The sequence below is a fragment of the Mesorhizobium sp. ESP-6-4 genome, assembly GCF_020164735.1.
In the GTDB taxonomy this organism is placed as follows: Bacteria; Pseudomonadota; Alphaproteobacteria; order Rhizobiales; family Rhizobiaceae; genus Mesorhizobium.
The window spans coordinates 1-24,027 of the sequence record NZ_JAIUGS010000022.1; the positions used below are offsets into that span (position 1 = coordinate 1).

The following is a 24,027-nucleotide window of genomic DNA, read 5'->3' on the forward strand; positions in this document are numbered from 1 at the left end:
CGGGCTTTATCGAGGTCCTCGTTGGTTGATGCTGCGGAAGCGCGCGCCAGGGCGAGAGCCTGCGCCGTCTCGGCTGCCGTCTGCTCCGCACGCTCTTTTGCTTTGACAGCCTTGGCTCGTTCCTGTTCAGCCGCGTCGCGATCGAGGCGGGCTTTATCGAGGTCCTCGTTGGTTGATGCTGCGGAAGCGCGCGCCAGGGCGAGAGCCTGCGCCGTCTCGGCTGCAGTCTGCTCCGCACGCTCTCTTGCTGACACAGCCCTGGCTCGTTCCTGTTCAGCCGCGTAACGCTCGCGGCGGGCTTTATCGAGGTCCTCACGGGTCGATGCTGCGGAAGCGCGTGCTCGTGTCAGAGCCTGCGCCGTCTCGGCTGCGGTCTGCTCCGCATGCTCTTTTGCTTTGACAGCCTTGGCTCGTTCCTGTTCAGCCGCGTCGCGCTCGAGGCGGGCTTTATCGAGGTCCTCACGGGTCGATGCTGCGGAAGCGCGTTCTCGGGCGAGGGTCTGGGCAGTCTCGGTTGCGGTCTGCTCCACCCGTCCTCTCGCTGTGGCTGCACCGGTTCGTTCCCGCTCAGCCTTATCCGCGATCGCGGCCTTGGACAGTTCCATTGCGGCGAGGTCGCCACGAAGGTCCTTCGACTTCCGGCGCTCGTCGTCAAGCAATGCGTTCACTTGCGCAAGCGAGGCCTTGGCACTGGCGCGGTCCTCGGCGGCCGTGGCCTGAAGCTGTGAAATTTGCGCCCGCGCTTGGGATAGGTCGCGGGCCATCAATTCAGTTCGCTGACGCTCCAGATGATCAGCCGGCATCTGCGTAACGACATAGTTGATGCTCTCGCCCAGCAGCCTGCGAGCATCTCCCGCAATGCGCTGCAATGCGTCATACGTGCGGGCTGCCGCGAGTTCGTTGCGCAAACGCTCCCCGTATGCGTCGTCGGCTGCTGCCATGCTTGTCCTCAGCGCATCGACCTGCTTGCGCGATTCCAAGAGCGCACTCTGCAGAGAGGCGCTTCTGGCGCGCTCTTCTTCCACAGCTCGGTGCTCCTGGCCGGCCAGATTCCTCGCGGCGGATGCCTGAGCACGAGCAGCCTCGACTTCAGCCTTGGCAGCCGCGAGATCCGGGCCAGGCGATTCGGCATTCGTACGCCCGTCGCCCTGGGCTGGTCCCTCCATATCCAATGCAGCACTCGCCGGAACCGCGAAGGATCGCGAAAGATCGGGCTGGGAGGGATTCTGGGCCTGCGAAATGGCGGGGGCGCTTTCGACCCAATTCTGTCTCGTCATCGTATAGCCAAGCGACACGGCCAGGCAGATCGTGGCGATGCCCAGGCCTGATACAAGACCGATAGGCCAGCGAACACGGGGAGGTGAGGCCGTAGCGCTGTTTGTCGGGGAAGCGAAGGGATTGGGCAGGTCGCCTGGCGAACTCTCATAAGCTTCGGAGATCATCTCGAAATGCTCGATTCGCACCCCGAACTGACGGTAGTTTGCATCCTGAGGCCGGGCATCCGCATCCGGGGACACGACAGCCTGAGAAGAACCAGATCCGGTTGCAAGGTCGACCGGGCGTTCCCAGACCCAAGGAACCTCCTCGAGAGGAACAGGCTTGCATTCTTTCAGGTAGGCATTTGGTTTCGGGCGACTCCGCAGCATTGCGACAAGGGCATGCCGGAGCACAAGAAAGACGCCCGCCAGTACGAGTATCGCAATCCCGGCCAGAATGGCGAGATCTGTGTTATTTGTGTAAATTTCGGCAAGATGATTTGGCATCGTCGTGCCCATGTGGTCTTGGGTGCAACTCAAGTTCGCGAAGCGGTGTTTGGGTCTTCTCCCCGATGCTGGCTAAAGCTGCTGCTGCTCTCAAAGCTGTCACTGCTTCGGGCCCTGCAGTGCCGTGCGAGTGTATTTGTTGCGTTGCGGAGCGCGGTCATACGCCGGGAGAAGATGCCGGCGCAGAAGATGTGCGCTCGAACCGAAGCTCGAAGATACAGTGGCCGCCGGTTGTCGCCCGCCGCCAATGTTCCGAAAAGCCGACTCGCACCTCTCCATCGTCAATATCCCAAAAGTTCTCCCACGGGGCGTTCCAATCCGCATTTTTGGGGAGTCCGGACGGTCCATTCTGAACTCTAAGCTAGGTCACAGACACCTACGGTCAACCACCTCGGCAGGAAGATGGCCCGGGAGATGGAAGCCAATGCGCGGTGTGGTCGCGGATGAGTTTCGGAAAAGCACACGGCCCGGGAACCTGGCAAACACTCGGACACGGCTACGTTAACTGACTGAGGGCCATTCGCGCTGGCCACGCGCGACCCGCCATGCGTCCAGGTATTCCTCTGCCTCCCTTGCCGGCTTAGCATCTTCTGAGTTGGGAAGGTCGCCATAGAGTGCCCAAAGCGCATCCCGAAGAAGGCCCACCCTTTCGGTATGGCGCCGGATATCGACAGAGTGGAATCCCATTTTGCTCACTCCTTTGGGAGGATGCTTCCGACGCATATCCGAAAATACTTTTGGCGACACAGCCACTGCCAAGACAGAATTGCCCACTGTCCCGCGCAAAAAATCCCCATGAATTATCGAGTTTCTTTCGACGGCCTCCTTTTCAGTCGCTGCAATGAGCGCCGACCATCTTTTTTGAATGTCCTCGCCAATGTCAGACCGATTGAAAAAGGCCGCATTCATCACTGCGATTCTGGGGCGCAGGTTGGGCACTTCATAGTAGATAGTTTCCCCCTCGCGGCCCCTCCCGCTTCTTACCAAAAGTAGCGTCAAGATATGAGCAAGCCAGCCCTCCAATTGAGACCACGTTGCGACCATTCGCCCGACCTCGCGGTGCAACTCTGCCTCAAGTTCATCGAAGATTTTGTCCGCATCCATTTGGTCGATTGTCCGCTTGCAAAAAAATTATCGGTCGCAATTGCCGTATTTGCGCTTTCCCGTCCCGATTCTGCTATACTATTTCGTAAGAACAAAAGTCCGCAAATCGGCTGATAACCGACAAGGGCCATACTGGCATCATCAACCAAGGGCGACATCCCGGAATACGGACGGGCGCTATCAGACAGCCAGGTCGAACGGAAGATCTAGCCGCAAGCTCCCCGATTATCGGACGCCCGGCTTGGTTAGCGCCGATGCTGTTCACCAGCATGTAAGGCTGCCAAACAAAAAGACGGTGCTCTGTCAGTTCCTAGAGTGCGGAACGACAACATCGGCCATGTAGCGATTGAAGGTAAGTCGCGCATGGTGCCGGGGCTTCGGCCCTAACCGCTTTGATCGCAAGATCAGGAATCGGAGTTATGGCGCGGGCAATGGAAGCCTCCGCGCCGGTTTATCAAACCTAAGCTCTTCACCACTTTTGAACGCAGACGTTCGAACGATTCCCCTGTCCTAAACGTCATCATTTTCGTGCTGACTTTTAGGACAGGGGGAAAGTCTTTAGCCGCAGGGATTGACCGGCAAGACAAACAAGAACGAAGAACACCTTCCGGTCCGAGAAGACAAAGCGACCGCGCGAAGCGCGGGCAAGGCCGAAGGCCGCGCAGGGAGGGCGCGAAGCGCCCGAGTAGAGGTGTTTGTCTTCACCCAGCTGCCTATTATCGGGGCTAGGAATATTTTCCGTTTTTCTCGACACGCCGGTCTAGATTCTGCTATAGTGTAGCTATCGGCTTCCGTTCGATATCTCCTAACTTCACCGTCCGGCTTATCGCCGGGCGGTTTTTCTTTCTAGGGACAAGCATCACGGAAACAAGTCATCGATTACTTACTGATTTTATTGAGCAATTCGTCTTGCGTGTCGTCGCAGAATGACTCATACCGTGCGGGCAATCAGGCAACGGAGCATTCGCCTTGGACACCTACATCGATAACGACACCTACACCCGGCTCGCCCAGGGGCTCGCCGCGATCGAGCCTTGCCCATTCACCGGCAAGCGCGAGCCTTACCAGATGGTCGAGGCGCTCATGGCAGCTGAGATATGGCCATCCAGTGTGCTGGTGGAAAATGGCGGCGCGACCGCGCTTTCGGAGGTAGGTGTAATGAGTGACAAAGGCACCATCACAATCGAAACAAGTGCAGGCAACGCGACCGGGCTGTATACGGTCGAGAAGAAAATGGTGACGGTCTACTATCAGGGCGCTTCGAAATCGACGCAGGTAGGCGGCTCGCCGCCGGCAACTATCGCACGGATGCTCTTGCGGGAACTGATCGGCGAAGTTTCTCGGCGAGGGTAATCCCTGAGCCCGGCGATCGAGGCGCGCACTTCATTATTTCAGCATTGCTGGTTGCCCATGCCTTGGCTTGAGCAACCTCAAGGTGCTACGCGGAGGCCGTGAGAACAGGCGGCAGAGCGGTGCACTGGATGCGTGCCCTCGGCCTGTTCATTGAACGGTTTGTTACGGTGGCGCATGGCAAGTCGGCGTAAATATGTGATCGACGGGTTCGAATACTCGCCTTCGGCGTTTAGAAAGCTGTCACGCAGCCGCAAGAAGGAACTTATGGTTCAGTGGTTCCACGAACATTTCGAGGATCCGGCTGTTCGACTTCCCTATGAGTCAGCGGAGGGTGGTTACCAATGGACTTGGGGCGGCCCCTATAGCGCAGATGACGAGATTCAGAGCGAATTCTCAGATGTCGCAAGCTTCGAACTCATGCAGGAAGCGGTGGACGAAGTGCAGAGTGACGGGCTCTTCGACTGGGCTCCGGTGGCCGAAAGCCAATCCGACGACAACGCGAGCTTCGAGTCCTCCGCTTTTGACCTTGAAGATTTCGTGGGAACGCGACGCGACTCTGCTGCCGCGTCAAGGGGGATTTAGACCAGCTCAAGAGCGAGATGCTCGCGCAGCTAGCTGAGTTAAAAGAGCAATTACAGCTAGGGCTTCATGGCTACGGGATGATCGGTCACAACCGGCCGCCTGGACCGATAGAGGATAGCCCAGTCTCGGCGCAAGACGCTACAGAAGCTCTAAATGAGATCGCGAAAATCGAGGCAGAGGCTGAAAAGCCAGAACCAGCGATTGATACGGTAAATGAAAGCGTCGGGTTTTTGAGGCGCATGGCGGGTTCTATAGCCGTGTGGCTGAGAGATCGCGCAAACGCACAAATCGATGCAGCTATAACCCTCGGGGTCGGTGGAGGCGTGGCGTTGTATGCCCAACGTCTCCTTGCACTATTAGGCACGGCAACGGAGTCTGTGTGGGCTTGGCTTCACGCGCTTCCGTGGCCGTTCTAAGCCGATAGCGAACGGCACTGCCGGCTAGCCGAGAAATCCTCGAAGACGCTCCTTCAACGTCTTCACGTCGTTCAGTTCACATTCCCACACTGTAAGGACACGCCATCCGGCAAGCTTTAGGGTGTCTAGAACCTGGACGTCGCGTGCGATGTTTCTTGACACCTTCTGTTTCCAGTATTCGCTATTGGCCTTCGGCTGCCGTGCTCCGCGCTTGCACACCTTGGTGCGCGACCTGGAACTCGACTGAATTCAGGTGTTCGTCCTGACCGCCGAACGTTGTGTGGAAGGGTCGCCTTCTTCGCGACGTTGGCCTAGTTATTGCCCTGGCCAGACACTCGTCAACGTGAAGGAGAATGTCATGATTAAAAGGGTTATTCTTTTTCAAGTATTTGTGATTTTCGCGGTTTTATTCGACACGCCCCAAGGGTTTGCACAAGAAGCAAAAGTTGTAGATCCAAAGATACAAATATGCCAAGTTTCCACAGATCATTTTTATTCCTGTCAATCGGTCGCTACTATCGTTAGCTTCGTTGACAAAAGAATCTATGCATGCATCGCTACTGTTAAGGCAAAATATAAAATGTCCTCAGGAACCTATGTGATTGATGTAAATCCGAACAATGGAGCATTAGCGTCCTGCGTAGAAACGGCGGATAATACTGCGTCGTCGACGCCCATTTACGCTGTGAAAACGAACTTGCCGACTCCGATCGCTCCAAGCATGGATGGCAATGTATCGGTATTCTTTATAGCAGGAACGACTGTCAAAGATACGAGGTTGTGCATCGTTCCATTCGATGTGACGGCTGAGGCCTTTTGCGCAACGATGGCAGTCACGATAAAGCCTTAGTTCGCTTTTGCGAAAGAGCGGGGTTCAACGGCGCGGACCGACGATCGAGATCCTCGGAATGTCCCGAATCGGGCAAAATTCCGGCTCAATGCCCCGGAAAAGTGTTCCGGTTGTGATTTTTGCGCCCTTACTAAGCCGTTGGTTTTACTGTGAAAAGCGAAACTGGCTGGGGTTCCTAGAAGCTTTTCGAACTTTCTGGGTAGCGCCTCAACCCAAATTGCGGGTGCTTATGGACAAAGTGGGTCACTAGGTTCGGTATTTGGACGGTTCGGTCAACATAGGCAGGCACGTGCCGTCCCATAACGGGCGTCGGCACTCCCCAGTCCCTAGACTGGGAGTGGCAACTTTGCGCCTCATATCGGACTTTCCAATCAGCGCGTCGTTTTCTTAAAGCAGACCTCGCAACTGACCACTCCGCTGCGGTCGGCCGCGATGCAGCAAGAGCCATCGTTAGCGGGCGCTGATGTTCGGGCGATCTCGGCCTTCATTTTGACCGAGCTGGCGCTGCTGCAGCCGCGCCAGCTCGTGAATGCCTGAAGGTCTGGTTCTGATCTTCAGTAAGGCGAATCAGGAAAATAGAACTCTGCCGCGTTGTCCTTGGTGATCAAGGGGCTGTCCAGGATGTAGCGCCCGCGGATCGGCGCCTGCGTCGCGGCGCGCATAGCGGTCAGCTCGATCGCCGGGATGATCAGGGTAGGCGGATAGAAGATGTCGGCGTCGACGGCGCCGCCGCCGTCCTTGACCATCTTGACGACTTTGTTCATGCCGGAGCCTCCCAGAACGACGATCGGCTTCGGCCTGTTAGCCTGCTTGATTGCCTCCATGGCGCCGAGGGCGGCATCGTCATCGCCCGCCCACACGCCATCGATGGCGTCGTATTTCTGCAGGAAGTCCTGCATCACCTCGAAGCCCTTGTCCGGATTCCAGTTGGCGAACTGCATATCGAGGATCTGGACCTTCGAGCCCTCGAGTTCTTTTTTGAAGGCATCGATGCGAACATTGTCGATCGTGGTCGGAATGCCGCGCATGATCACGATCTTGGCGCCGTCTGGAAACCTCTTCTTGAAATACTGCCCTGCGATCACGCCGTATTGCGGGTTGTTGCCACCCACATAGAGGTCCTCGATCCCTTCCTCCGCCAGGCCGCGGTCGACGGTCGTTATGAACACGCCTTGTGCCTTGGCTTGCTTCACCGGTTCGGTCAAGGGCTCGGATTCGAACGGCAGGATCACCAGCGCATCGATGCCGCGTGCAACGAGATCCTCAACGTCGTTGACCTGCTTGGAAGCGTCATTGGCTGCGGCGACCACGAACTCGATGTCCGGGAAGGCTTTCTTCATCTGCTCGACGGTGCGCTTGGTATGGAAGTTGAGACCGCCGGTCCAGCCATGGGTTGCCGCAGGAATGGAAATGCCAATCGTCTTTCCACCTGCCGCCAAGGAAATTTTCGGCATGCCTACGGCGCCGAGCGCGAGCGCGATCGCTCCGCCCTTCAGGAATGTTCTCTTCTCCACGGTGTGCTCCTCTCTAGGATGGCGGGTCAGACCTGTCGGCGACCCTTCTGCAGATAAACGGCGATGATGATGATGACCCCCTGGAACGCACCGTTGAGATATGGACTGGCGAGCGCCGTGAGGTTCAGGATGTTGTCGATCAGGCCGAGAATCAGGACTCCGACGATCGACCCCCAAATGCGGCCGAAGCCGCCTTTGAGCGCGGTCCCGCCGATGATGACGGCGGCGATGGCTTCAAGCTCCCACAGGAGGCCGGTCGATGGCGTCGCGGCGCCGAGCCGCGGGACGTAGATCATCGTGGCCAGGGCAACGCAGGCCCCCTGGAACACGTAAGTCAGGATCCGAACGCGATGGACGCGGATGGCTGAGTATCTGGCAACTTCCGGATTTGACCCGATGGCGGTGACGTGGCGGCCCAGCCGGGCGCGGCGCAGGACCAATTCCGCCCCCACCGCGAGAACGATCATGGCGATCAACGGGTAGCTGACGCCTGCGACCGATCCATAGTAGAGCGGTCGCGCGACCCCCTTGAGGTTGCTTGAAAGGGAGATCGAGCCGCCGTCCGAAAGCCAGGTAATGACGGATCGGAAGATGCCCATCGTGCCCAAGGTGACGATGAACGCGTCGATGCCGCCCTTAACGACGAGGACGCCGTTAAGCGTGCCCGCAACCACGCCCAGCGCCAACGCCACGACTACGCCGATCAGCACGACCAGCCAGCTGTCCCCGAGCGACGAGCCTGCCGCGTTCATGCCCATGATGACCAGGCCGGCAATCAGCGCCGACATCGATCCGACGGATAGGTCGAGGCCACCAGCGGTGATGACATAGGTGGCGCCTATGGCGATGATGCCGACAATTGCCGAGCGGGTCAGCAGATTGGATAGGTTGCCGGCCGACAGGAAACTGTCGCTCAGAAAGCTCCCGACGAAGATCAGCGCCAACAAGGCAAGGATAGGTCCCAGCGCACTGAGTCGCTTAGTGGCGCCCAACCACGGACGGTGTGGCATGGCGGCGGCGTTGGCGGCGGTGTTCATTATGCGGCCTCCTTGGTCAGACCCATAGCGAGGCGAACGATGGTGCCTTCGTTGATGTCGTTGCCGGTCAATTCGCCGACGACGCTGCCCTTGCGCATCACCAGCACGCGATGCGCCAGACCGATAACTTCCTGCATCTCGGAAGAGATCACCACGCAGGCGACGCCTTGCGCTGCGAGTTTGGCTATGACCCGGTAAATCTGCTGCTTGGAGCCGATGTCAACGCCGCGCGTCGGCTCGTCGAAGATGACTACGTCCGGTCGGCTCGCGAGGGTCTTGGCGATCAGGACTTTCTGCTGGTTGCCGCCACTGAGCGAGCGCACGATTGCATTGCGGCCGCCGCTTCGTATGTCGAACTCGCGAACGGCCTGGTCCAGCCGGCTGCGTTCTTCCGCGGCGTCGATCCAAGCCCGGCCTCTCAGCGCCCCGACGGTGAGGGAAATGTTCTCATCGAGGCCGGCATCCAGCAGAAGCCCCTTGCCCTTGCGGTCTTCGGTCAGATACGCCAAGCCGGCAGCCCAGGCCACGCGCGCAGTGGGGAGGCGTCGGCTCGCGGCTTTGGCAAGCGTGAAGTTACGGCATTGTGCGGGTCTTAAGCCCGCGAGCGCTTCAAACGCTTCAGTCCGGCCGGAGCCGACCAGCCCGGCGATTCCGAGAATCTCCCCGCGGCGGAGTTGCAAGCTAACCCCTCTCACATGCGGTGGGCTTTGCAGATCGTCGACGCTGAGGAGGATGTCGCCCGCGGGCATCGCACTCTTGGCCGGATAGAGCTGGCTGAGCTCACGGCCGACCATCAGCGTTGCCATCTCGTCTTCCGTCAGCTCTGACGCCGGCCCAACATGCCGGATGCGCCCGTCCCGCAGAACCGCGACCCTGGAGGCGATCGCCTTCACCTCGTCGAGACGGTGAGACGTGAAGATGACGGAACCTCCCTCCGAAACGAATTGCCGCATGCGCCGGAACAGGGCGTCCACCTCACGCGCGCCCAGCACGGCGGTCGGTTCGTCCATGAGCAGAAGTTTCGGGTTCCTCGCGAAGGCCTTTGCCACCTCTACCATCTGCCACTCGGTGTTGGGCAGGCTGGAAAGCTTGGCGCGGGGATCGGCCGACGAGCCCAATGCGTCCAGAAGCAGACGGGACTCTCTGTGTATTTTCGGATAGTCGACGAGAAGGTGGCGACGCGGCTCGCGACCAATGAAAATATTCTCGCCGACGGTCAGGTCCGGCGCGAGGCAGAATTCCTGGTGGATAAGGACGATCCCAGCATCTTCGGCCTCTTGAACGGTCGCGGGCAGGGGACGTTCGTCGATCAAGGCGGTGCCTGCGGTTGGCGGCACATAGCCGCCAACGATGCGCATCAAAGTCGATTTCCCGGCGCCATTCTCGCCCACGAGGGCAAGAATTTCTCCGCGATCGACGGACAGGGTGAGATCCTCGAGAACGGGATTCAGCCCATACGTCTTCGCGACGTCGCGCAACTCGACAAACGCCGACATGAGATTGACCTTCGGATTGCGATGAAGTCAGACGCCTACGCGCTGCTTCTTGCGAGCTTGAGCCTGTTCCGCATGCGCTTCCCGCACCTGCGGCCTGGTGCTTACCTCGGGCACACCCACATCCCACCAGGCATCGCCGGGTGTCCAGGTGAAACCATCGGATACTAGCGTGATGACCGTTGTCCGATCCGTTCCCAAGGCCCAATCGACGGCCTGAGCGAGGTCCGCGAGGCTGTCGACCCGTCTGGTCAGCGCGCCCATAGATTCGGCGTGCTTCACAAAATCGACGCTGAACGGCTCCTTCACGCGGCAATCCTTGATCAGGTTGTTGAAGGAGGCAGCGCCCTTTGCATTCTGCAGGCGATTGATCACCGCATATCCACCGTTGTCACAGACGATGACGATCATCTTGTGGCCGGACAGGACGGTCGAATAGATGTCCGAGTTCATCATCATGTAGGTGCCATCGCCGACCATCACGATCGGCGTTCTCGTCGGGTCGGCCATGGCGGCTCCCCAGCCGGCGGCGATCTCGTAACCCATGCATGAGAAGCCGAATTCACAGTCGAACGTATTAGGCGCCTTGACGCGCCAGTTCTTCATGACCTCGCCCGGCAGGCCGCCCGCGGCCGTGATGACCAGGTCTCGCTCGCCAGCGCGTGCATTCACAATGCCGATGACTTGGGCGTAGCTGGGAACGGGCTGATTGGTCGGCTGCTGGTACCCGTCCAGCGCTTTGTTCCACTTGGCGAATTCGACACTGCCTTTCTCGGTCCATTCCTTTGGCGCCTGCCACTCCTCCAGCGCCGCTCCCAACTCGTTGAGCGAGGCCAAGGCATCGCCAACCACCGCCAGGGCTCGATGTTTGGTGGCGTCCCATCGGGCTGCATTGATGGATATGAACTTGGCGTCTTGCGCGAAAGCGCTCCAGGAGCCGGTGGTGAAGTCCATTAGGCGCGTACCCACGGCGACGATCACGTCTGCCGAGGCGGCCAGTGCGTTGGCCGAGGTTGAGCCGACGATGCCGATCGGGCCGACATAAGCAGGATGACTATGGCTGACGGTGCTTTTGCCGGCGATCGTCTCACACAAGGGAATGCCGTGGACGAGGGCAAGATCGGCCAATACCTGCTCAGCGCCTGAGTAGCGGGTGCCGCCACCGGAAATGATCAGCGGGCGCTTTGCTGCTTTCAACAGCTTCACTGCTTCTGCCAGCCGGTCGGCGTCGGGTCGCGGGCGAGGAATCGCATGCACGGTTTCGGCGAAGAATTCTTCCGGATAATCCCAGGCCATCTCCTGCACATCCTGCGGCAGTGCGATGAACGCCGGACCGCAATCGGCCGGATCCAGCATGGTGGCGACCGCCTGGGGCAGCGAAGAGATTATGCCTTCGGGATGGACAATGCGGTCCCAATAGCGAGTCACGGCCTTGAAGGCGTCGTTGACATTGATGGTCGGATTGCCGAAGTGTTCGACCTGCTGCATGACTGGGTCGGGGCGGCGATTGATGAAAGTATCGCCGGAGAGCAGCAGCACCGGCAGTCGGTTGGAATGGGCCACACCGGCGGCGGTGACCATGTTGAGGGCGCCCGGGCCGATCGAGGTCGCGGCCACCATGATCTGGCGGCGGCGTTTGGCTTTGGCGAAGCCGATTGCCGCGAGGGCCATCGACTGCTCGTTCTGTCCGCGCCATGTGGGCAACCGATCCTGGACCGCTTCCAGCGCTTCCGATAGGCAGGTCACATTGCCGTGTCCGAAGATGGCGAAGACGCCCGGAAAGAGCGGAACTCGCTCCCCGTCGACAATCGTGAACTGATTGCAAAGATAGCGGACCAGGGCTTGCGCCATGGTCAGACGGACCACTGACATTTGACTCCTCCGGGCATCGCGGCAACTCATGCCGAATGACGAATTCAATTCGTATTGCAGAATTTACTTTTTTGCAAGCGTCATTGCAGAAGAAGCGGCGCAAACTCGGTCCGTCGGTTTCCGAGGTGGAATTCTCCGCTGGTAAACCAAGCGCAAACAAGCCATCATGCAACGAAAATTGCAAGGATGTCGACCGTGGAAGAGAAAGTCAAAGCCCCAAAGGACTACGAGGAACTCATCCGCGTGGTCCATGATCGGTATGAGCAAATGAGCAAATCATACCAGAAGATAGCCTTGTATCTCACGCAGAACCCGAATGATGTCGCGGTGCGATCCGTGAACGCGATCGCGGAAAGCAGTGGCGTTCATGCATCGAGCTTCGTGCGGTTTGGCCAGGCATTGGGGTATGAGGGGTTCAAGGATCTTCAAACCCTTTTTCAGAAGCGATTGTCCACCGCGGCGCCCGGCTTTGAAGCGCGCGTGAAGGCGCTGGAGACGGAACTTGGGGCGCGAACCGACCGCAGCGAGTTCGGTCTCATGCGCGATCTGGTCGTTCGTGACATCGCCTCGCTGCAGGAGATGCTCACGGCCATCCCGCCGGAAGATTTGGCCGAAGCCGTCAACCTGCTGGAGAAAGCCGACGTCATCTATCTGATCGGGCAATTGCGCTCGGCGCCAGTGGTCGAACTCCTGCGGTACATACTGACGATGCTGGGCAAGCGATGCACATTGCTGGACCCTGGCGGCGGGCTCGCCACGCATATGGCTCGCGTGATCCGCCCACAGGATGTGCTTTTCGCGGTATCGTTCCGCTTCTATGCAAACGAGGTCGTGAATGTCGTGGAAGAGGTTGCCAGCAGGGGCGTCCCCATCGTGGCGATTTCGGACAGCACCTTGTCGCCGCTGGCGAAGAGCGCACGCGTCCTTTTTGCGGTGCCCGAGCACGAATACACTTTCTCAAGATCGCTTGCGGCCCCGATGTGCCTTGCGCAGGCGCTAACCGTAGCGCTGGCAGCGCGCTTGCAGAACAACGGCATTGACCCGCGCATCCCGATAGTGACAGGGCAATAGCGCTCCCACTACGCAGGTTGGCTTCCAGTTGTCGTCCTTCCTCTCTACCGTGGCGGGGATACAGGCGACGGCGGCATGATTTGACCCGGTCAGGCAGACCTGCGGTCTGCATTCGCAATGAATTTTGCAATTCGGGACTGTTCATTAAAAAAAATTGAAGGCGAATTGACTCATCGACAGTTGCAGAATATCGATGCTCTGCAATTATCGTTGCGGATCGGTTTGGGAAAACCGCTGCTCAGTGCGGGGCAATCCCTTTCATTTGCCATCCAACGTCGGAATAGGCGCGTCAGGAACCGGAACGAGAGGCGGAGAGATTCCCCGGGCAAACCGGGGATTCCGGTTCAATGGGTGCAGCCGGACACCAAGTGGAGGAGAATAAAATGAAGAAACTGCTTTTGGGCGTCGCGCTATCGGCGCTGATGTGTTCATCCGCCTTCGCCGCCAAGATCGGCGTTTCGATGGCGCGGTTCGACGACAACTTCCTCACCGTGCTGCGCAACGGCATGATCGCGCAGGCCAAGGGCATGAGCGGCGTCGAGCTGCAGGTCGAGGACGCGCAGAACGATGTGGCCAAGCAGCTCGACCAGATCAAGAACTTCGCCGCCTCGGGCGTCGATGCCATCATCGTCAACCCGGTCGACACCTCGGCCACGCAGGCGATGTCGGACGCCGCCGCCGCGGCCAAGATCCCGCTGGTCTATGTCAACCGCCAGCCGGTCAATGTCGACACGCTGCCCGACAACCAGGCCTTTGTCGCTTCCAACGAGGCCGAATCCGGCACGCTCGAGACCAAGGAAGCCTGCCGCCTGCTCAAGGAAGCCGGCAAGAAGGAAGCCAATGTCTACGTGATCATGGGCGAGCTCTCGAACCAGGCCGCGGTGCAGCGCACCAAGGACATCGAGGAAGTGATCGCCACGCCGGACTGCAACTTCATCAAGATCATCGACAAGCAGACCTCGAACTGGCAGCGCGACGAAGCGCAGAACCTGATGACCAACTGGCTGTCGTCGGGCAAGCCGTTCGATGGCGTCATCGCCAACAACGACGAAAGCGCCATCGGTGCCATCCAGGCGATGAAGGCCGCCAACATCGACATGAAGTCGGTGGTCGTCGGCGGCGTCGACGCCACGCAGGATGCGCTGGCCGCGATGCAGGCGGGCGACCTCGACGTGACGGTCTTCCAGGACGCGGCCGGTCAGGGCGCCGGCGCGCTCGACGCCGCGCTGAAGCTTTCCAAGGGCGAAAAGGTGGACAAGAAGGTCTACATCCCGTTCCAGCTCGTGACGCCGGCGAACATCGACAAGTTCTTGAAGAAGAACTGAGGCGCCTCGATACGGGGCGGCGCGTCCAATCGGAACGAACGCGCCGCTCCGCCTTTCCTCCCGTCCGCGCGGGAGGCCGGACAAGTGCGCCCCGACGGAGGAAGAAGACGTGTCACAGACATCGCATGGCATTGGCGGGCTGAGCTACGACGCCAAGAAGCGTCCATGGCCGGCCGAGTTCAACGTGTTCCTGGCGCTGGTCATCCTTGTCGTCGCCTTCGAGTTGATCGGCCGCGTCTTCCTCGGCGACAGCTTCCTGTTCAACACGCGCGAGAATGTGTCGGGCCTCTTCAACGAGCAGCGCCTGCAGATCATCATCCTGCAAGTGTCGATCGTCGGCATCATCGCCATCGGCGTCACCCAGGTCATCATCTGCGGCGGCATCGACCTGTCCTCGGGCTCGATCGTCGGCGCCACCGCCATGATCGCCATGAGCTTCGCGCAGGTTGCGACCGTCAACGGCAATCCCAATCCCAAGGCGATGTTCATCGATTATGGCTGGACCGACCTGCCGGTCATCGTGCCGGTGCTGGTCGCGATCGGCTGCGGACTGATCGCCGGCCTGATCAACGGCCTGTTGATCGCCTATACCCGCATTCCGCCTTTCATCGCCACGCTCGGCATGATGGTCACCGCCCGCGGCATCGCAAAATGGTGGTCGAAGGGCCAGCCGATCTCGTTCCCGACCGACAGCTTCGCGGCCATCGGCAAGGGCCTGATGCCTGTCGTCATCTTCATCTCGCTGGCGCTCCTGTTCCAGCTTATCCTGAGCTATACGAAATACGGCAAGCATTGCTACGCCATCGGCTCCAACGAGGATGCGGCGCGCATGTCGGGCATCAAGATCGCCAACCATAAGGTGCTGGTTTACGCCATCGCCGGGATCCTGGCCGCGATCGCCGCAGTGGTGCTGTCCTCCAAGAACCTTACCGCCCAGGCCGGCATGGGTGTCATGTACGAACTCGACGCCATCGCCATGGCGGTCATCGGCGGCGTTTCGCTGTCGGGCGGCCGCGGCTCGATCATCGGCACCGTGATCGGCTCGCTGATCTTCGGCGTCATCATTTCCGGCTTCACCTTCCTGCGCCTCGACGCCTATTATCAGGAGATGGTCAAGGGCGTGATCATCGTCGGCGCGGTCGTTCTCGATCAATGGCGCCAGCGCCGCCGCGCGATAGGAGCTTGACCAATGTCCGACATCGTTCTGAAGACCGAAAACCTCACCAAGCACTATGGCGGCGTGCACGCGCTGCAGGAGGCGAATTTCGAGCTGCGCAAGGGCGAGCATGTCGCCATCATGGGCGACAACGGCGCCGGCAAGTCGACCTTCGTGCGCCAGATCACCGGCGTCGAGCAGCGCACCGACGGCAAGATCTGGTTCGACGGCAAGGAAGTGAATTTCGCCGGGCCGATCGAGGCGCGCGAGGCGGGCATCGAGACCGTGTTCCAGAACCTTGCGCTGGCCGACGATCTCGACGTGCCGTCGAACCTGTTCCTCGGGCGCGAGAAGGTGCTCTTCAACCTCGGGCCGTTCTCGATCCTCGACCGCAAGGCGATGCGCAAGGCGACCGAGGCGGCGCTGATCCGCACGGCGGTGAAAATCCCGAACCTCTCCAGCACCATCCGCCATATGTCCGGCGGCCAGCGCCAATGCGTGGCGATCGCCAGGACCGCGACCTTCGCCTCCAAGCTGATCATCATGGACGAGCCGACGGCGGCGCTTGGCGTGCAGGAGACGGCGCAGGTCGAAAACATCATCCGCACGCTGAAGGAGAATGGCGAACCGCTGATCCTGGTCAGCCACAACATGCGCCAGGTCTTCGACCTGGTCGACCGCATCGTCGTCTTCCGCCGCGGCCGCATCGTCGCCAATTTGCGCAAGCAGGACACCGACGGCAACGACATCGTCGCCTACATCACCGGCGCCAAGACCGGACAGGCGGAACTGCAGGCCGCCTGAGGATGGAAAAGAAGTCTATACCGCAAGAACCCCGGTTAAGCCTCTCCCGGTGACGTACAGCCCTTAATCTTATGCCATTTGGTCTACGCCGGGATCGCGCGGTATGGTGCCGGCCATTGCCGGCCCTTTGGCTCATTCCTGCCAGCATCACGAGGCTCTTGGTCGCCATCGGCCAGGCGGCGTCAGATGCCGGCCGCCCAATGGCCTTGCGTGGAGTAAGTCTTTCAGCCCTTCTCGTTCTTGGGTCAGCCCTCGACGGTATAGCCCGCCGATGCCATGACGCGCAGCAGCTCGCGATGGCCGATCTTGGCCATTTCCAATGGCGGGTTCTTGATCGGATCCTGTTCGGCCTCGACGACAAACCAGCCTTCATAGCCGTAGGCCGCCAGCCGCTTGACGATGGTCTCGAAGTCAAGCGAACCATCGCCGGGCACAGTGAAGGCGCCCTTGACCACCGCGTCGAGGAAGCTCTCGCGGGAGCGGTCCAGCCCGTCGATGATAGCTTTGCGAACATCCTTGGTGTGAACGTGGCTGATGCGGCGGTGATGATTGTCGATCACGCGCAGCACGTCGCCGCCGGCAAAGGCCATGTGGCCAGCATCGTAGAGGAGGGGCAGCGCCTCACCAGAATGCTTCATCAACAGGTCCACGTCCTGCTCGGATTCGATCGGTGCGGCCATGTGATGATGGTAGGCGATCGGCATGCCCTGGTCGGCGCACCATTCGGCGAAGGCGGTCATCTTCCGGCCGTATGCCTTGATCTCCTCTTCACCCAATCGCCGCCGGGTGGCGAGCGGCGCCGAACGGTCGCCCTGGATCGTGCCCGCGGTCTCGCCATAGACGATGCAGGGCGCGCCCACGGCCTTGAACATCGTCATCTGTTCGGCAATGCGATCCTTCTCGCGGGCGATATCGCCATCGAGTAGCAGGCCCGAGAACCAGCCGCCGCAGACCTTCATGCCATAGGTGTCGAGGATCGGTCCGAGCACGCTGGCATCCATCGGGAAGCGGCGTCCGGTTTCCATGCCTGAGAAGCCGGCCTCCCGCGCTTCCGCAAGGCATCCCTCAAGCGAAATGTCGCCACTCAGTTCGGCAAGATCGTCGTTCCACCACGCGATCGGCGCGATGCCAAGCTTAGCCTTCATGATCTGATTTCTCCTTCCATCCACGACCCAAAACGGCTGCGTCGGGATCTACTATGAAATGTCTATTGACAAATCAATAGATGCTGCAATGATTATTGCAATACGGTTTTAGGGAGGACTGCGCCAACTCGCGCAGGGCACGCGATCCACCGGCCACGCCCAGGATTAGCGCCGCCGGAGGCTGCTCCGAAGGGAGTGAAACGCTCATCCCGCAATGCCGGAATCTTGTGATCGCCGCGCTGTCTGCGTGGCGTGTCTCGTGCTGTTTTCAGGATGCTCAGATGTATGGCGACTACGGACTTTTCATCGACGGAGCCTGGCATTCAACGGGCGGAGGAGGCTTCACACCAGTATTCAGTCCGGTCACCGAAAGGGCGCTCGGCGAGGTAGCTTGCGCGAATGGGGAGGACACTCGCGACGCACTCGAAAGTGCCCAACGGGGGTTTCGTTCATGGAAAGCCAAATCCGCCTTCGAGCGGGCTGATGCCCTGCATCGGATTGCCGACGAAATGCTGCGCCGCAAGGATGAAGGGGCGCGGATGATCTCGAGCGAGACCGGCAAGCCGCTGGCACAGTCGGAGCGGGAGTGGGCTCTCGCGGTCGATCAATTCCGCTGGCATGCCGAGGAGGCGCGTCGCATCTACGGGCGTATCATCGAGAGCCGCGTCCCGGGCGGACGTTTCGAGGTCCTACACGAGCCTGTCGGCGTCGCCGCGGCCTTCACGGCCTGGAATTTCCCCGCAGCACTGGTGGCCCGCAAGGTCGCGCCGGCGCTGGCCGCCGGCTGCTCGATCGTGGTGCGTCCCTCGAGCCAGACCCCGGGCACGGCCATGGTCATGGTCGACTGCATGCGAGCGGGCAACCTGCCTGCGGGCGCAGTCAACCTGCTGGTCGGCCCCACGGAAGCCACCTACACGCCGATCATGGCTTCGAAAGTAGTCCGGAAAGTATCCCTGACCGGCTCAACGCGGGTCGGTCAGCAGATGATCCGCGATGCCGCCGACACGGTCAAGAAGGTCTCGATGGAACTGGGCGGGAATGCGCCGCTGATCGTCTTTGACGATGCCGATCTCGAGACCGCGCTCGGTGTGGCGGTGCCAACCAAATATGCCAATGCCGGCCAGGTCTGCGTCACGCCCGACCGCTTCTTCATCCATGAAAGCCTGCATGACAAATTCGTGGAGGGCTTTGTCTCTCGTGCCAAGTCGCTAAAGCTCGGCGATGGTCTCGACCCCTCGGTGCAGATGGGACCGCTGATCAACGGCAAGCGGCTCTCCGACATCGAGGCCGTGGTCGCGGAGGCCGAACGGCAAGGTGCCACGGTCGCCGCCGGCGGCCGCCGTGCGGCGGCCTTCAATGCCGGACATTTCTTCGAGCCCACGGTGCTGACCAACGTCCGCGACGACATGGCGGTCTTCGCCGAGGAAAATTTCGGGCCGGTGGCGGCGATCACCTCGTTCTCCAGCGACGACGAGGCGCTGCAACGCGCCAACACCTCCGACATGGGGCTTTCGGCCTACGCGTTCACACAAAGCCCGAAGCGCGCACGTCGGGCGGTTGCCGAGCTGAAGGCTGGAATGGTCGGCATCAACAGCTTCGCGCTTGCGGCCTCAGAGGCGCCCTTCGGCGGCACCAATTTTTCGGGCATGGGCAGGGAAGGGGGCATCGAGTCGATCAAGGACTACCTCGACACCAAGCTTGCTCAAGTCGTTTTCTAAAGGCTGCGCCATGATCCCCAATACCCTCAAGAAGCTTTGGGCCGATGGCCGTCCCACCATCAACGGCTGGCTCTCGATAGGCAACTCGTTCACCGCCGAGATCATGGCCGCGCAAGGTTATGACAGCATCGGCATCGACCTGCAGCACGGCGCGCTCGACTACAACGCTATGCTGCCTATGCTGCAGGCCATGCGCGCCTCGGGCGTCACCCCGCTGGTGCGCGTCCCCTGGCTCGAGCCGGGCATCATCATGAAGGCGCTGGACGCCGGCGCCTACGGGATCATCTGCCCGATGATCAACACTGCGGAGGAAGCTGCACGATTTGTCTCCTGTGTGCGCTATCCGCCGGCGGGTCAGCGCTCTTTCGGGCCAACCCGCGCCAATTTCGCGGTCGGCCCCAACTATGCGGCGGAAGCTAATGGCGAGGTCCTCGCCTTCGCGATGGTCGAGACCGCGGACGCGATGGCTAATCTCGATGCGATCGCGGCCACGCCAGGGCTCGACGGCATCTATGTCGGGCCGGCCGATCTGACATTTAGCCTGCACGGCGGTCGCCTGGCTCCGGCCTTCGATCGCGAAGAGCCGGAAATGATCGAGGCGCTGCAAGCGATTGTGCGGGCCTGCCGTAATCACGGTATTCGCGCCGCGCTGCATTGCGGCACTCCGGAATATGCCGCGCGCGCCGTGGGGTGGGGCTTCGACATGACCACCGTCTCCAACGATGTGCGCCTGCTTGCCGGCGCAGCTGACGCCGCCGTAAGGCGGTTCCGAGCGCTGACGGCCGGAGCATCGGCCGAGGGCGCCGACGCCAAGGGAGGCTATTGATGCCGCACATCCTTGTCGCCGGCAAACTGCATCCAAGCGGCGTCGCGCTGCTCGATCGGGCTCCAGGAGTAACCTACGACTACGTCGAGGAGGTTTCCGAGCCAAGCTATGCCTCGCTGATCGGTAAGGCCGATGGTTTGGTCATTCGCACCCAGCCGCTATCTGCTCCGACCGTCGACAAGGCACGCAACCTCCGTATCGTCTCGCGGCATGGGGTCGGCTATGACTCCGTCGACTTGTCGGCGCTTAACAAGCGCGGTATCGCGCTGGCCGTCGTCGGCGATGTCAATTCGGTCTCCGTGGCCGAGCACGCCATGATGCTGCTGCTGGCGGCCGCGAAGCGCACGCTGCGCGCCGATCGGGCCGTTCGCGAAAAAGGCTGGAACTGGCGCAACAAGCTCGAGGCGTCGGAGCTCGCGGGCAAGCGGCTGCTCATCCTGGGCTACGGCCGGATCGGCCGGCATCTTGCTCGCATGGCTGCCGGCTTTTTCATGGAGGTTGAAGCCTACGATCCGTTTCTCGAGAAGATGGGCTGGCCGGATGGCCAGGTGAGGCCGGCCTGCGAGCTGGATGCTGCGCTGGGCCGTGCCGACGCAATTTCCGTGCACGCGCCCAAGGGCGAGAGGCCGTTGATCGGTGCCCGTGAATTCGGGCTCATCAAGCGCGGCGCCGTCCTGATCAACACCGCCCGCGGCGGCGTGGTCGACGAGCCTGCTCTGATTGAGGCGCTGCGAACCGGCACGGTTGCGGCCGCCGGCCTCGATGTTTTCGACCAGGAGCCGCCAACGCCGGACAACCCGCTGCTGGCCATGGATCAGGTCATCCTCACGCCGCACATCGCCGGTCTTACAGCTGAATGCGGGGAACGCATGGCGGTGTCGTCGGTCAGGAACGTCCTCGATTTCTTCGAGGGCAAGATTGATCCTACGCTCGTCGTCAATGGGGCCGAGATCAATGGGGAATGAAAAACCCAAGCTGAAAATCGGGCTGATCGGCACCGGCTTCATGGGCAAGACCCATTCCTTTGGCTTTGCCGCGGCGGAACGTGTTTTCGATCTGCCATTCGAGCTTGAGCTTCATACCGTCGCGGACCGCACCGAAGAACTTGCCAGCGCAGCCGCGCGTACGCTCGGCTTCAAGAACGCTACCGGCGATTGGCGCCGACTTGTCGGCGATCCGGATATCGATCTCGTCGACATCACCGCGCCAAACGCGTTCCACCGCGAGATGGCGCTGGCCGCGATCGCCGCCGGCAAGCATGTCTATTGCGAGAAGCCGCTTGCACCGCGCGCTGCAGAGGCCGCCGAGATGGCAAACGCTGCCGTGTCTGCCGGCGTGGGCACGCAGGTCGGGTTCAACTATCTGTGCAATCCCATGATGGCGCTGGCCCGTGAGCTTGTCGCGTCCGGCGAACTGGGCGAAATCCGCAGCTATCGCGGGATTCACGCCGAAGACTACATGGGTGATGCGGAAGGTCCCTTCACCTTCCGCCTCGACCCGGTAGGTGGCGGTGCGCTCGCCGATCTCGGCAGTCATGCCTTGGCGACCGCCGAGTTCCTGATCGGCCCGATCGAGCGCGTTCTTGGCGACGAGGTCACCGTCATCAACAGTCGCCCGGACGGCAAGGGCGGCCGTACCGCCGTTGAGGTCGATGACATCGGCCGCGCCTTCTTACGTTTCGCCAGCGGCGCCACCGGCAGCATCGAGGCGAGTTGGGTGGCGACCGGGCGCAAGATGCAGCACGATTTCGAGATTTACGGCTCAAAAGGGGCGTTGGTCTTCAGCCAGGAGCGCTTCAACGAACTGCAATTCTACACCACCGGGGAAGCCGGTCGTGTTCGCGGCTTCCGTCGCATTGAAGCCGGGCCCGATCATCCGCCGTATGGGTTGTTTTGCGCGGCCCCCGGTCATCAGCTTGGTTTCAACGATCTCAAGGCCATCGAGATCGCGCGATTTCTCGAAGCCATCGCGGGGCTCCGTCCCGAGCCATTCAGCTTCCGCTCGGGACAGCGCATCCAGCAACTGGTGGAAGGGATCCATACATCGGCAACTGAGGGCCGCTGGGTCAGCACAGCTTGATGGCGACCTCGATGCGGCACTCCGGGGCGGCGGCTAAACCACCTTCGCTCGGCCGCGCTTGCCGTGTTTGGTAGGCAATGAATTCTGGGCTGTGGACGGAATGCTGGCAGGTCAAGCGGGTCGCGGCCCGTTCCCATGCCGGCCTGCCTGTAGCCTCGGAAAAGAAGGCGACGAGCGCGCGGCCATCAGCAGCATGTTCGATAAAACTTCGAAAGGAGAGACCATGCCCTTGCTCAATATTCATGTAGTCAAAGGCAGGAGCGAAGATCAAACAGCCATGCTGTTGCAGGCGATACATGACTCAATGGTCGAAGCTTTTGAGGTACCTGAGCGGGACCGTTATCAGATTCTGCACGAGCACGAGCCATCGCATTTGCTCATGGAGGATACCGATCTTGGCTTTGAGCGAACAGATAGCCGGGTCCTGATCCATGTGACGACTCGGCCAAGAAGCCAGCAAATGAAGGAGCGGTTTTACGCGTCGCTTCTCGAAAATCTTGGACAACGCTGCGGCGTTGCACCTGTGGACCTGATGGTCTCCTGTGTTGAGAATCGCGATGATGGTTGGAGTTTCGGATTCGGGCGCGCCCAATTCCTAACCGGGGACTTATAGGGCGCGCCGAACTTGGCCGCCGACAGATCACCTCATCCGAGCAACAGCCTAAGGCCATAATTAATGATCTCGTGCGCTTTCGCAAGGAATATTGCGTAATCGCAAAGTTCCAGTATTGTCGTTACCGAAAAGGATCGACCATGCTGCTTTCGCGATCAAAGCCTCAATCTGCCAGCGAGCTGATGACTATTTTGAATTCGGCTCAGGACAATATGGGCAAGGGCGGGCGGCGCGTTGCAAATTTTTTCATCGCGAATCTTGGGGAAACTGCCCTTCTATCAAGTTCCGAAGTCGCAACTCGCTGCGGGGTGAACGCATCCAGCGTGGTGCGTTTTGTCCAGACCTTGGGTTTTTCGGGCTACCGCGAATTTCAATCGGTTCTGCAACAACATTTGTCCAAGTCGATGGTGGAAGCCAGGCACTCAGGTGCCGGCGGGATTTCGTTGCCCGAGATTTCAAAGCCGCTGCGTCTTTACCTTCTCGTCGATTCCGGACGATCGTTCAACGAGGCCGCGGAAGCCGCCGCGAAGACCTTCAGCGTGCAAAACCCGTCGATCGAAATTGAAACAGAGTCCCATGTCTCATACGCTGTCGAACCTGAGGACTTCGCGCGCCGGATTACGAGCGCCGCCGAAAGATCCGATGGCATTATCCTGGTCGCCAGAGAGCATCCGGCGATCAACGATGCAGTAAGAGCGGCAACGGGACATGGCCTCCCGGTGATCTCCTTGACTACCGATCTTCCCTTGTCGGGAAGGTCAGCTTACGTCGGTTCAGACCAATATGTCTCGGGAGCTACGGCAGCCTGGCTTTGTGGGCGAATGCTTCCGCACGGGACAGTCGGGAAAGTCCTGTTTGTCTGCAGTGTGCCATTTCGCTGCCAGCAAGACCGTGAGCAGGGGTTCAGGCATGTCCTGCGATCCGAATTCTCCACCCTAGCCATTGATGAAAGGGTGAGCTCCAACGAGAGCATTGAGGTCATCTATGAGGCTGTCCGGCGATACATAGCAAAGAGCGGGCCCCCGGCGGCTATCTACAATGTTTCAGGCGCCAACCTGGGAGTTGGGCGCGCGCTTGAAGCTGAAGGTCTTACTCATTCGACCGTGTTTATCGGCCATGAGTTGAACACGAACTCGCGGTCGTTGCTCGAGCGGGGCATCATGGACGTGACGATCGGTCATGACTTCGACCGTGAAGTCGCGCTGTCCGTCGAGTGCATAAGGATGGCGCTGCAGGGGGTTCAGCCTGTCAATCGCATAACCCAAAGCCAGGTCTTCACCCGTTTCAATTGCGCTATCTTCTGATT

20 protein-coding genes are annotated in these 24,027 nt (G+C 60.3%); 13 read left to right on the forward strand and 7 right to left on the reverse strand.

Features of this window, described 5'->3' with window-relative positions; translation table 11 throughout:
* Both LB523_RS25830 and LB523_RS25835 read right to left on the reverse strand, forming a co-directional pair.
* Window positions 1-1,775, reverse strand: a 1,775-nt coding sequence (locus tag LB523_RS25830; protein WP_224608306.1) for a hypothetical protein, incomplete at its 3' end; no start/stop codon positions are given.
* A gap of 489 nt (window positions 1,776-2,264) precedes the next feature.
* On the reverse strand, window positions 2,265-2,867 hold the full coding sequence (locus LB523_RS25835) for a hypothetical protein (RefSeq protein WP_095767759.1): 603 nt from the start codon (window positions 2,865-2,867) through the stop codon (window positions 2,265-2,267).
* 969 nt (window positions 2,868-3,836) lie between these two features.
* Here LB523_RS25835 and LB523_RS25840 point away from each other — a divergent pair.
* From LB523_RS25840 to LB523_RS25850, 3 genes are all read left to right on the forward strand, one after another.
* Window positions 3,837-4,220, forward strand: coding sequence for a hypothetical protein (locus tag LB523_RS25840; protein ID WP_095767758.1), 384 nt, complete (start codon window positions 3,837-3,839; stop codon window positions 4,218-4,220).
* A gap of 195 nt (window positions 4,221-4,415) precedes the next feature.
* Window positions 4,416-4,802, forward strand: coding sequence for a hypothetical protein (locus tag LB523_RS25845; protein WP_224608309.1), 387 nt, complete (start codon window positions 4,416-4,418; stop codon window positions 4,800-4,802).
* A gap of 774 nt (window positions 4,803-5,576) precedes the next feature.
* Window positions 5,577-6,068 (forward strand): hypothetical protein, encoded by a 492-nt coding sequence (locus tag LB523_RS25850; protein ID WP_141245357.1) that lies wholly within the window; start codon window positions 5,577-5,579, stop codon window positions 6,066-6,068.
* A gap of 554 nt (window positions 6,069-6,622) precedes the next feature.
* Here the strand turns inward: LB523_RS25850 and LB523_RS25855 are convergent.
* The 4 genes from LB523_RS25855 to iolD are packed head-to-tail and all read right to left on the reverse strand — an operon-like array spanning window position 6,623 to window position 11,984.
* Window positions 6,623-7,582, reverse strand: coding sequence for a substrate-binding domain-containing protein (locus LB523_RS25855; protein WP_224608312.1), 960 nt, complete (start codon window positions 7,580-7,582; stop codon window positions 6,623-6,625).
* A 26-nt stretch (window positions 7,583-7,608) separates the two neighbouring features.
* Window positions 7,609-8,619: an ABC transporter permease gene (locus tag LB523_RS25860; RefSeq protein ID WP_411966496.1), complete on the reverse strand. Its 1,011-nt coding sequence runs from the start codon at window positions 8,617-8,619 to the stop codon at window positions 7,609-7,611.
* Window positions 8,619-10,115, reverse strand: a complete 1,497-nt coding sequence (locus LB523_RS25865; RefSeq protein WP_224608315.1) for a sugar ABC transporter ATP-binding protein — start codon at window positions 10,113-10,115, stop codon at window positions 8,619-8,621. Before LB523_RS25865 ends, LB523_RS25860 begins: the two co-directional genes overlap by 1 nt.
* 27 nt (window positions 10,116-10,142) lie before the next feature.
* Entirely contained in the window at window positions 10,143-11,984 is a 1,842-nt protein-coding gene (iolD, locus tag LB523_RS25870; protein WP_224608318.1) for a 3D-(3,5/4)-trihydroxycyclohexane-1,2-dione acylhydrolase (decyclizing), read from the reverse strand.
* 186 nt (window positions 11,985-12,170) lie between these two features.
* Here iolD and LB523_RS25875 point away from each other — a divergent pair, with 186 nt between their 5' ends.
* The 4 genes from LB523_RS25875 to LB523_RS25890 all read left to right on the forward strand — a co-directional run bounded on the left by LB523_RS25875 (window position 12,171) and on the right by LB523_RS25890 (window position 16,340).
* The gene (locus LB523_RS25875; RefSeq protein ID WP_263493179.1) at window positions 12,171-13,055 is read left to right on the forward strand and encodes a MurR/RpiR family transcriptional regulator; all 885 of its coding nucleotides are present in this window, start codon (window positions 12,171-12,173) and stop codon (window positions 13,053-13,055) included.
* Between the two features lie 383 nt (window positions 13,056-13,438).
* Window positions 13,439-14,380 carry a sugar ABC transporter substrate-binding protein gene (locus LB523_RS25880; RefSeq protein ID WP_224608324.1) on the forward strand — a complete coding sequence of 314 codons (942 nt, stop codon included), beginning with the start codon at window positions 13,439-13,441 and terminating at the stop codon, window positions 14,378-14,380.
* Window positions 14,381-14,489: 109 nt separating this feature from the next.
* Window positions 14,490-15,566: an ABC transporter permease gene (locus LB523_RS25885; RefSeq protein ID WP_224608327.1), complete on the forward strand. Its 1,077-nt coding sequence runs from the start codon at window positions 14,490-14,492 to the stop codon at window positions 15,564-15,566.
* Window positions 15,567-15,569: 3 nt separating this feature from the next.
* Window positions 15,570-16,340 carry an ATP-binding cassette domain-containing protein gene (locus LB523_RS25890; protein WP_140858779.1) on the forward strand — a complete coding sequence of 257 codons (771 nt, stop codon included), beginning with the start codon at window positions 15,570-15,572 and terminating at the stop codon, window positions 16,338-16,340.
* Window positions 16,341-16,585: 245 nt separating this feature from the next.
* On the opposite strand, the gene iolE is transcribed toward LB523_RS25890, so the two are convergent.
* A complete protein-coding gene (gene iolE, locus LB523_RS25895) occupies window positions 16,586-17,485 on the reverse strand; it encodes a myo-inosose-2 dehydratase (protein WP_224608330.1) in 900 nt (299 codons plus the stop codon).
* A 281-nt stretch (window positions 17,486-17,766) separates the two neighbouring features.
* Between iolE and LB523_RS25900 the strand changes: the two genes are divergently transcribed.
* The 6 genes from LB523_RS25900 (at window position 17,767) to LB523_RS25925 (ending at window position 24,025) form a co-directional block, all read left to right on the forward strand.
* Window positions 17,767-19,203, forward strand: a complete 1,437-nt coding sequence (locus LB523_RS25900; protein ID WP_224608335.1) for an NAD-dependent succinate-semialdehyde dehydrogenase — start codon at window positions 17,767-17,769, stop codon at window positions 19,201-19,203.
* Window positions 19,204-19,213: 10 nt separating this feature from the next.
* On the forward strand, window positions 19,214-20,029 hold the full coding sequence (locus LB523_RS25905) for an HpcH/HpaI aldolase family protein (RefSeq protein ID WP_224608338.1): 816 nt from the start codon (window positions 19,214-19,216) through the stop codon (window positions 20,027-20,029).
* Complete coding sequence (locus tag LB523_RS25910) at window positions 20,029-20,994, forward strand: hydroxyacid dehydrogenase (RefSeq protein ID WP_224608341.1); 966 nt, start codon at window positions 20,029-20,031, stop codon at window positions 20,992-20,994. The genes LB523_RS25905 and LB523_RS25910 overlap by 1 nt, the downstream gene beginning before the upstream one ends.
* Complete coding sequence (locus LB523_RS25915; RefSeq protein WP_224608344.1) at window positions 20,984-22,108, forward strand: Gfo/Idh/MocA family protein; 1,125 nt, start codon at window positions 20,984-20,986, stop codon at window positions 22,106-22,108. The genes LB523_RS25910 and LB523_RS25915 overlap by 11 nt, the downstream gene beginning before the upstream one ends.
* 223 nt (window positions 22,109-22,331) lie before the next feature.
* Window positions 22,332-22,721 (forward strand): tautomerase family protein, encoded by a 390-nt coding sequence (locus tag LB523_RS25920; protein WP_224608347.1) that lies wholly within the window; start codon window positions 22,332-22,334, stop codon window positions 22,719-22,721.
* A gap of 140 nt (window positions 22,722-22,861) precedes the next feature.
* Window positions 22,862-24,025 (forward strand): substrate-binding domain-containing protein, encoded by a 1,164-nt coding sequence (locus tag LB523_RS25925; RefSeq protein WP_224608349.1) that lies wholly within the window; start codon window positions 22,862-22,864, stop codon window positions 24,023-24,025.
* Window positions 24,026-24,027 lie beyond the last annotated feature (2 nt).

Excerpts from the sequence above, each read along its gene's own strand:
- LB523_RS25880 (WP_224608324.1), top strand. The coding sequence starts at position 13,439 with ATGAAGAAACTGCTTTTGGGCGTCGCGCTATCGGCGCTGATGTGTTCA.
- LB523_RS25890 (WP_140858779.1), top strand. The coding sequence starts at position 15,570 with ATGTCCGACATCGTTCTGAAGACCGAAAACCTCACCAAGCACTATGGC.
- LB523_RS25875 (WP_263493179.1), top strand. The coding sequence starts at position 12,171 with ATGTCGACCGTGGAAGAGAAAGTCAAAGCCCCAAAGGACTACGAGGAA.
- LB523_RS25915 (WP_224608344.1), top strand. The coding sequence starts at position 20,984 with ATGGGGAATGAAAAACCCAAGCTGAAAATCGGGCTGATCGGCACCGGC.
- iolD (WP_224608318.1), bottom strand. The coding sequence starts at position 11,984 with ATGTCAGTGGTCCGTCTGACCATGGCGCAAGCCCTGGTCCGCTATCTT.
- LB523_RS25860 (WP_411966496.1), bottom strand. The coding sequence starts at position 8,619 with ATGAACACCGCCGCCAACGCCGCCGCCATGCCACACCGTCCGTGGTTG.
- LB523_RS25850 (WP_141245357.1), top strand. The coding sequence starts at position 5,577 with ATGATTAAAAGGGTTATTCTTTTTCAAGTATTTGTGATTTTCGCGGTT.
- LB523_RS25920 (WP_224608347.1), top strand. The coding sequence starts at position 22,332 with ATGCCCTTGCTCAATATTCATGTAGTCAAAGGCAGGAGCGAAGATCAA.
- iolE (WP_224608330.1), bottom strand. The coding sequence starts at position 17,485 with ATGAAGGCTAAGCTTGGCATCGCGCCGATCGCGTGGTGGAACGACGAT.
- LB523_RS25910 (WP_224608341.1), top strand. The coding sequence starts at position 20,029 with ATGCCGCACATCCTTGTCGCCGGCAAACTGCATCCAAGCGGCGTCGCG.
- LB523_RS25865 (WP_224608315.1), bottom strand. The coding sequence starts at position 10,115 with ATGTCGGCGTTTGTCGAGTTGCGCGACGTCGCGAAGACGTATGGGCTG.
- LB523_RS25835 (WP_095767759.1), bottom strand. The coding sequence starts at position 2,867 with ATGGATGCGGACAAAATCTTCGATGAACTTGAGGCAGAGTTGCACCGC.
- LB523_RS25925 (WP_224608349.1), top strand. The coding sequence starts at position 22,862 with ATGCTGCTTTCGCGATCAAAGCCTCAATCTGCCAGCGAGCTGATGACT.
- LB523_RS25905 (WP_224608338.1), top strand. The coding sequence starts at position 19,214 with ATGATCCCCAATACCCTCAAGAAGCTTTGGGCCGATGGCCGTCCCACC.
- LB523_RS25900 (WP_224608335.1), top strand. The coding sequence starts at position 17,767 with ATGTATGGCGACTACGGACTTTTCATCGACGGAGCCTGGCATTCAACG.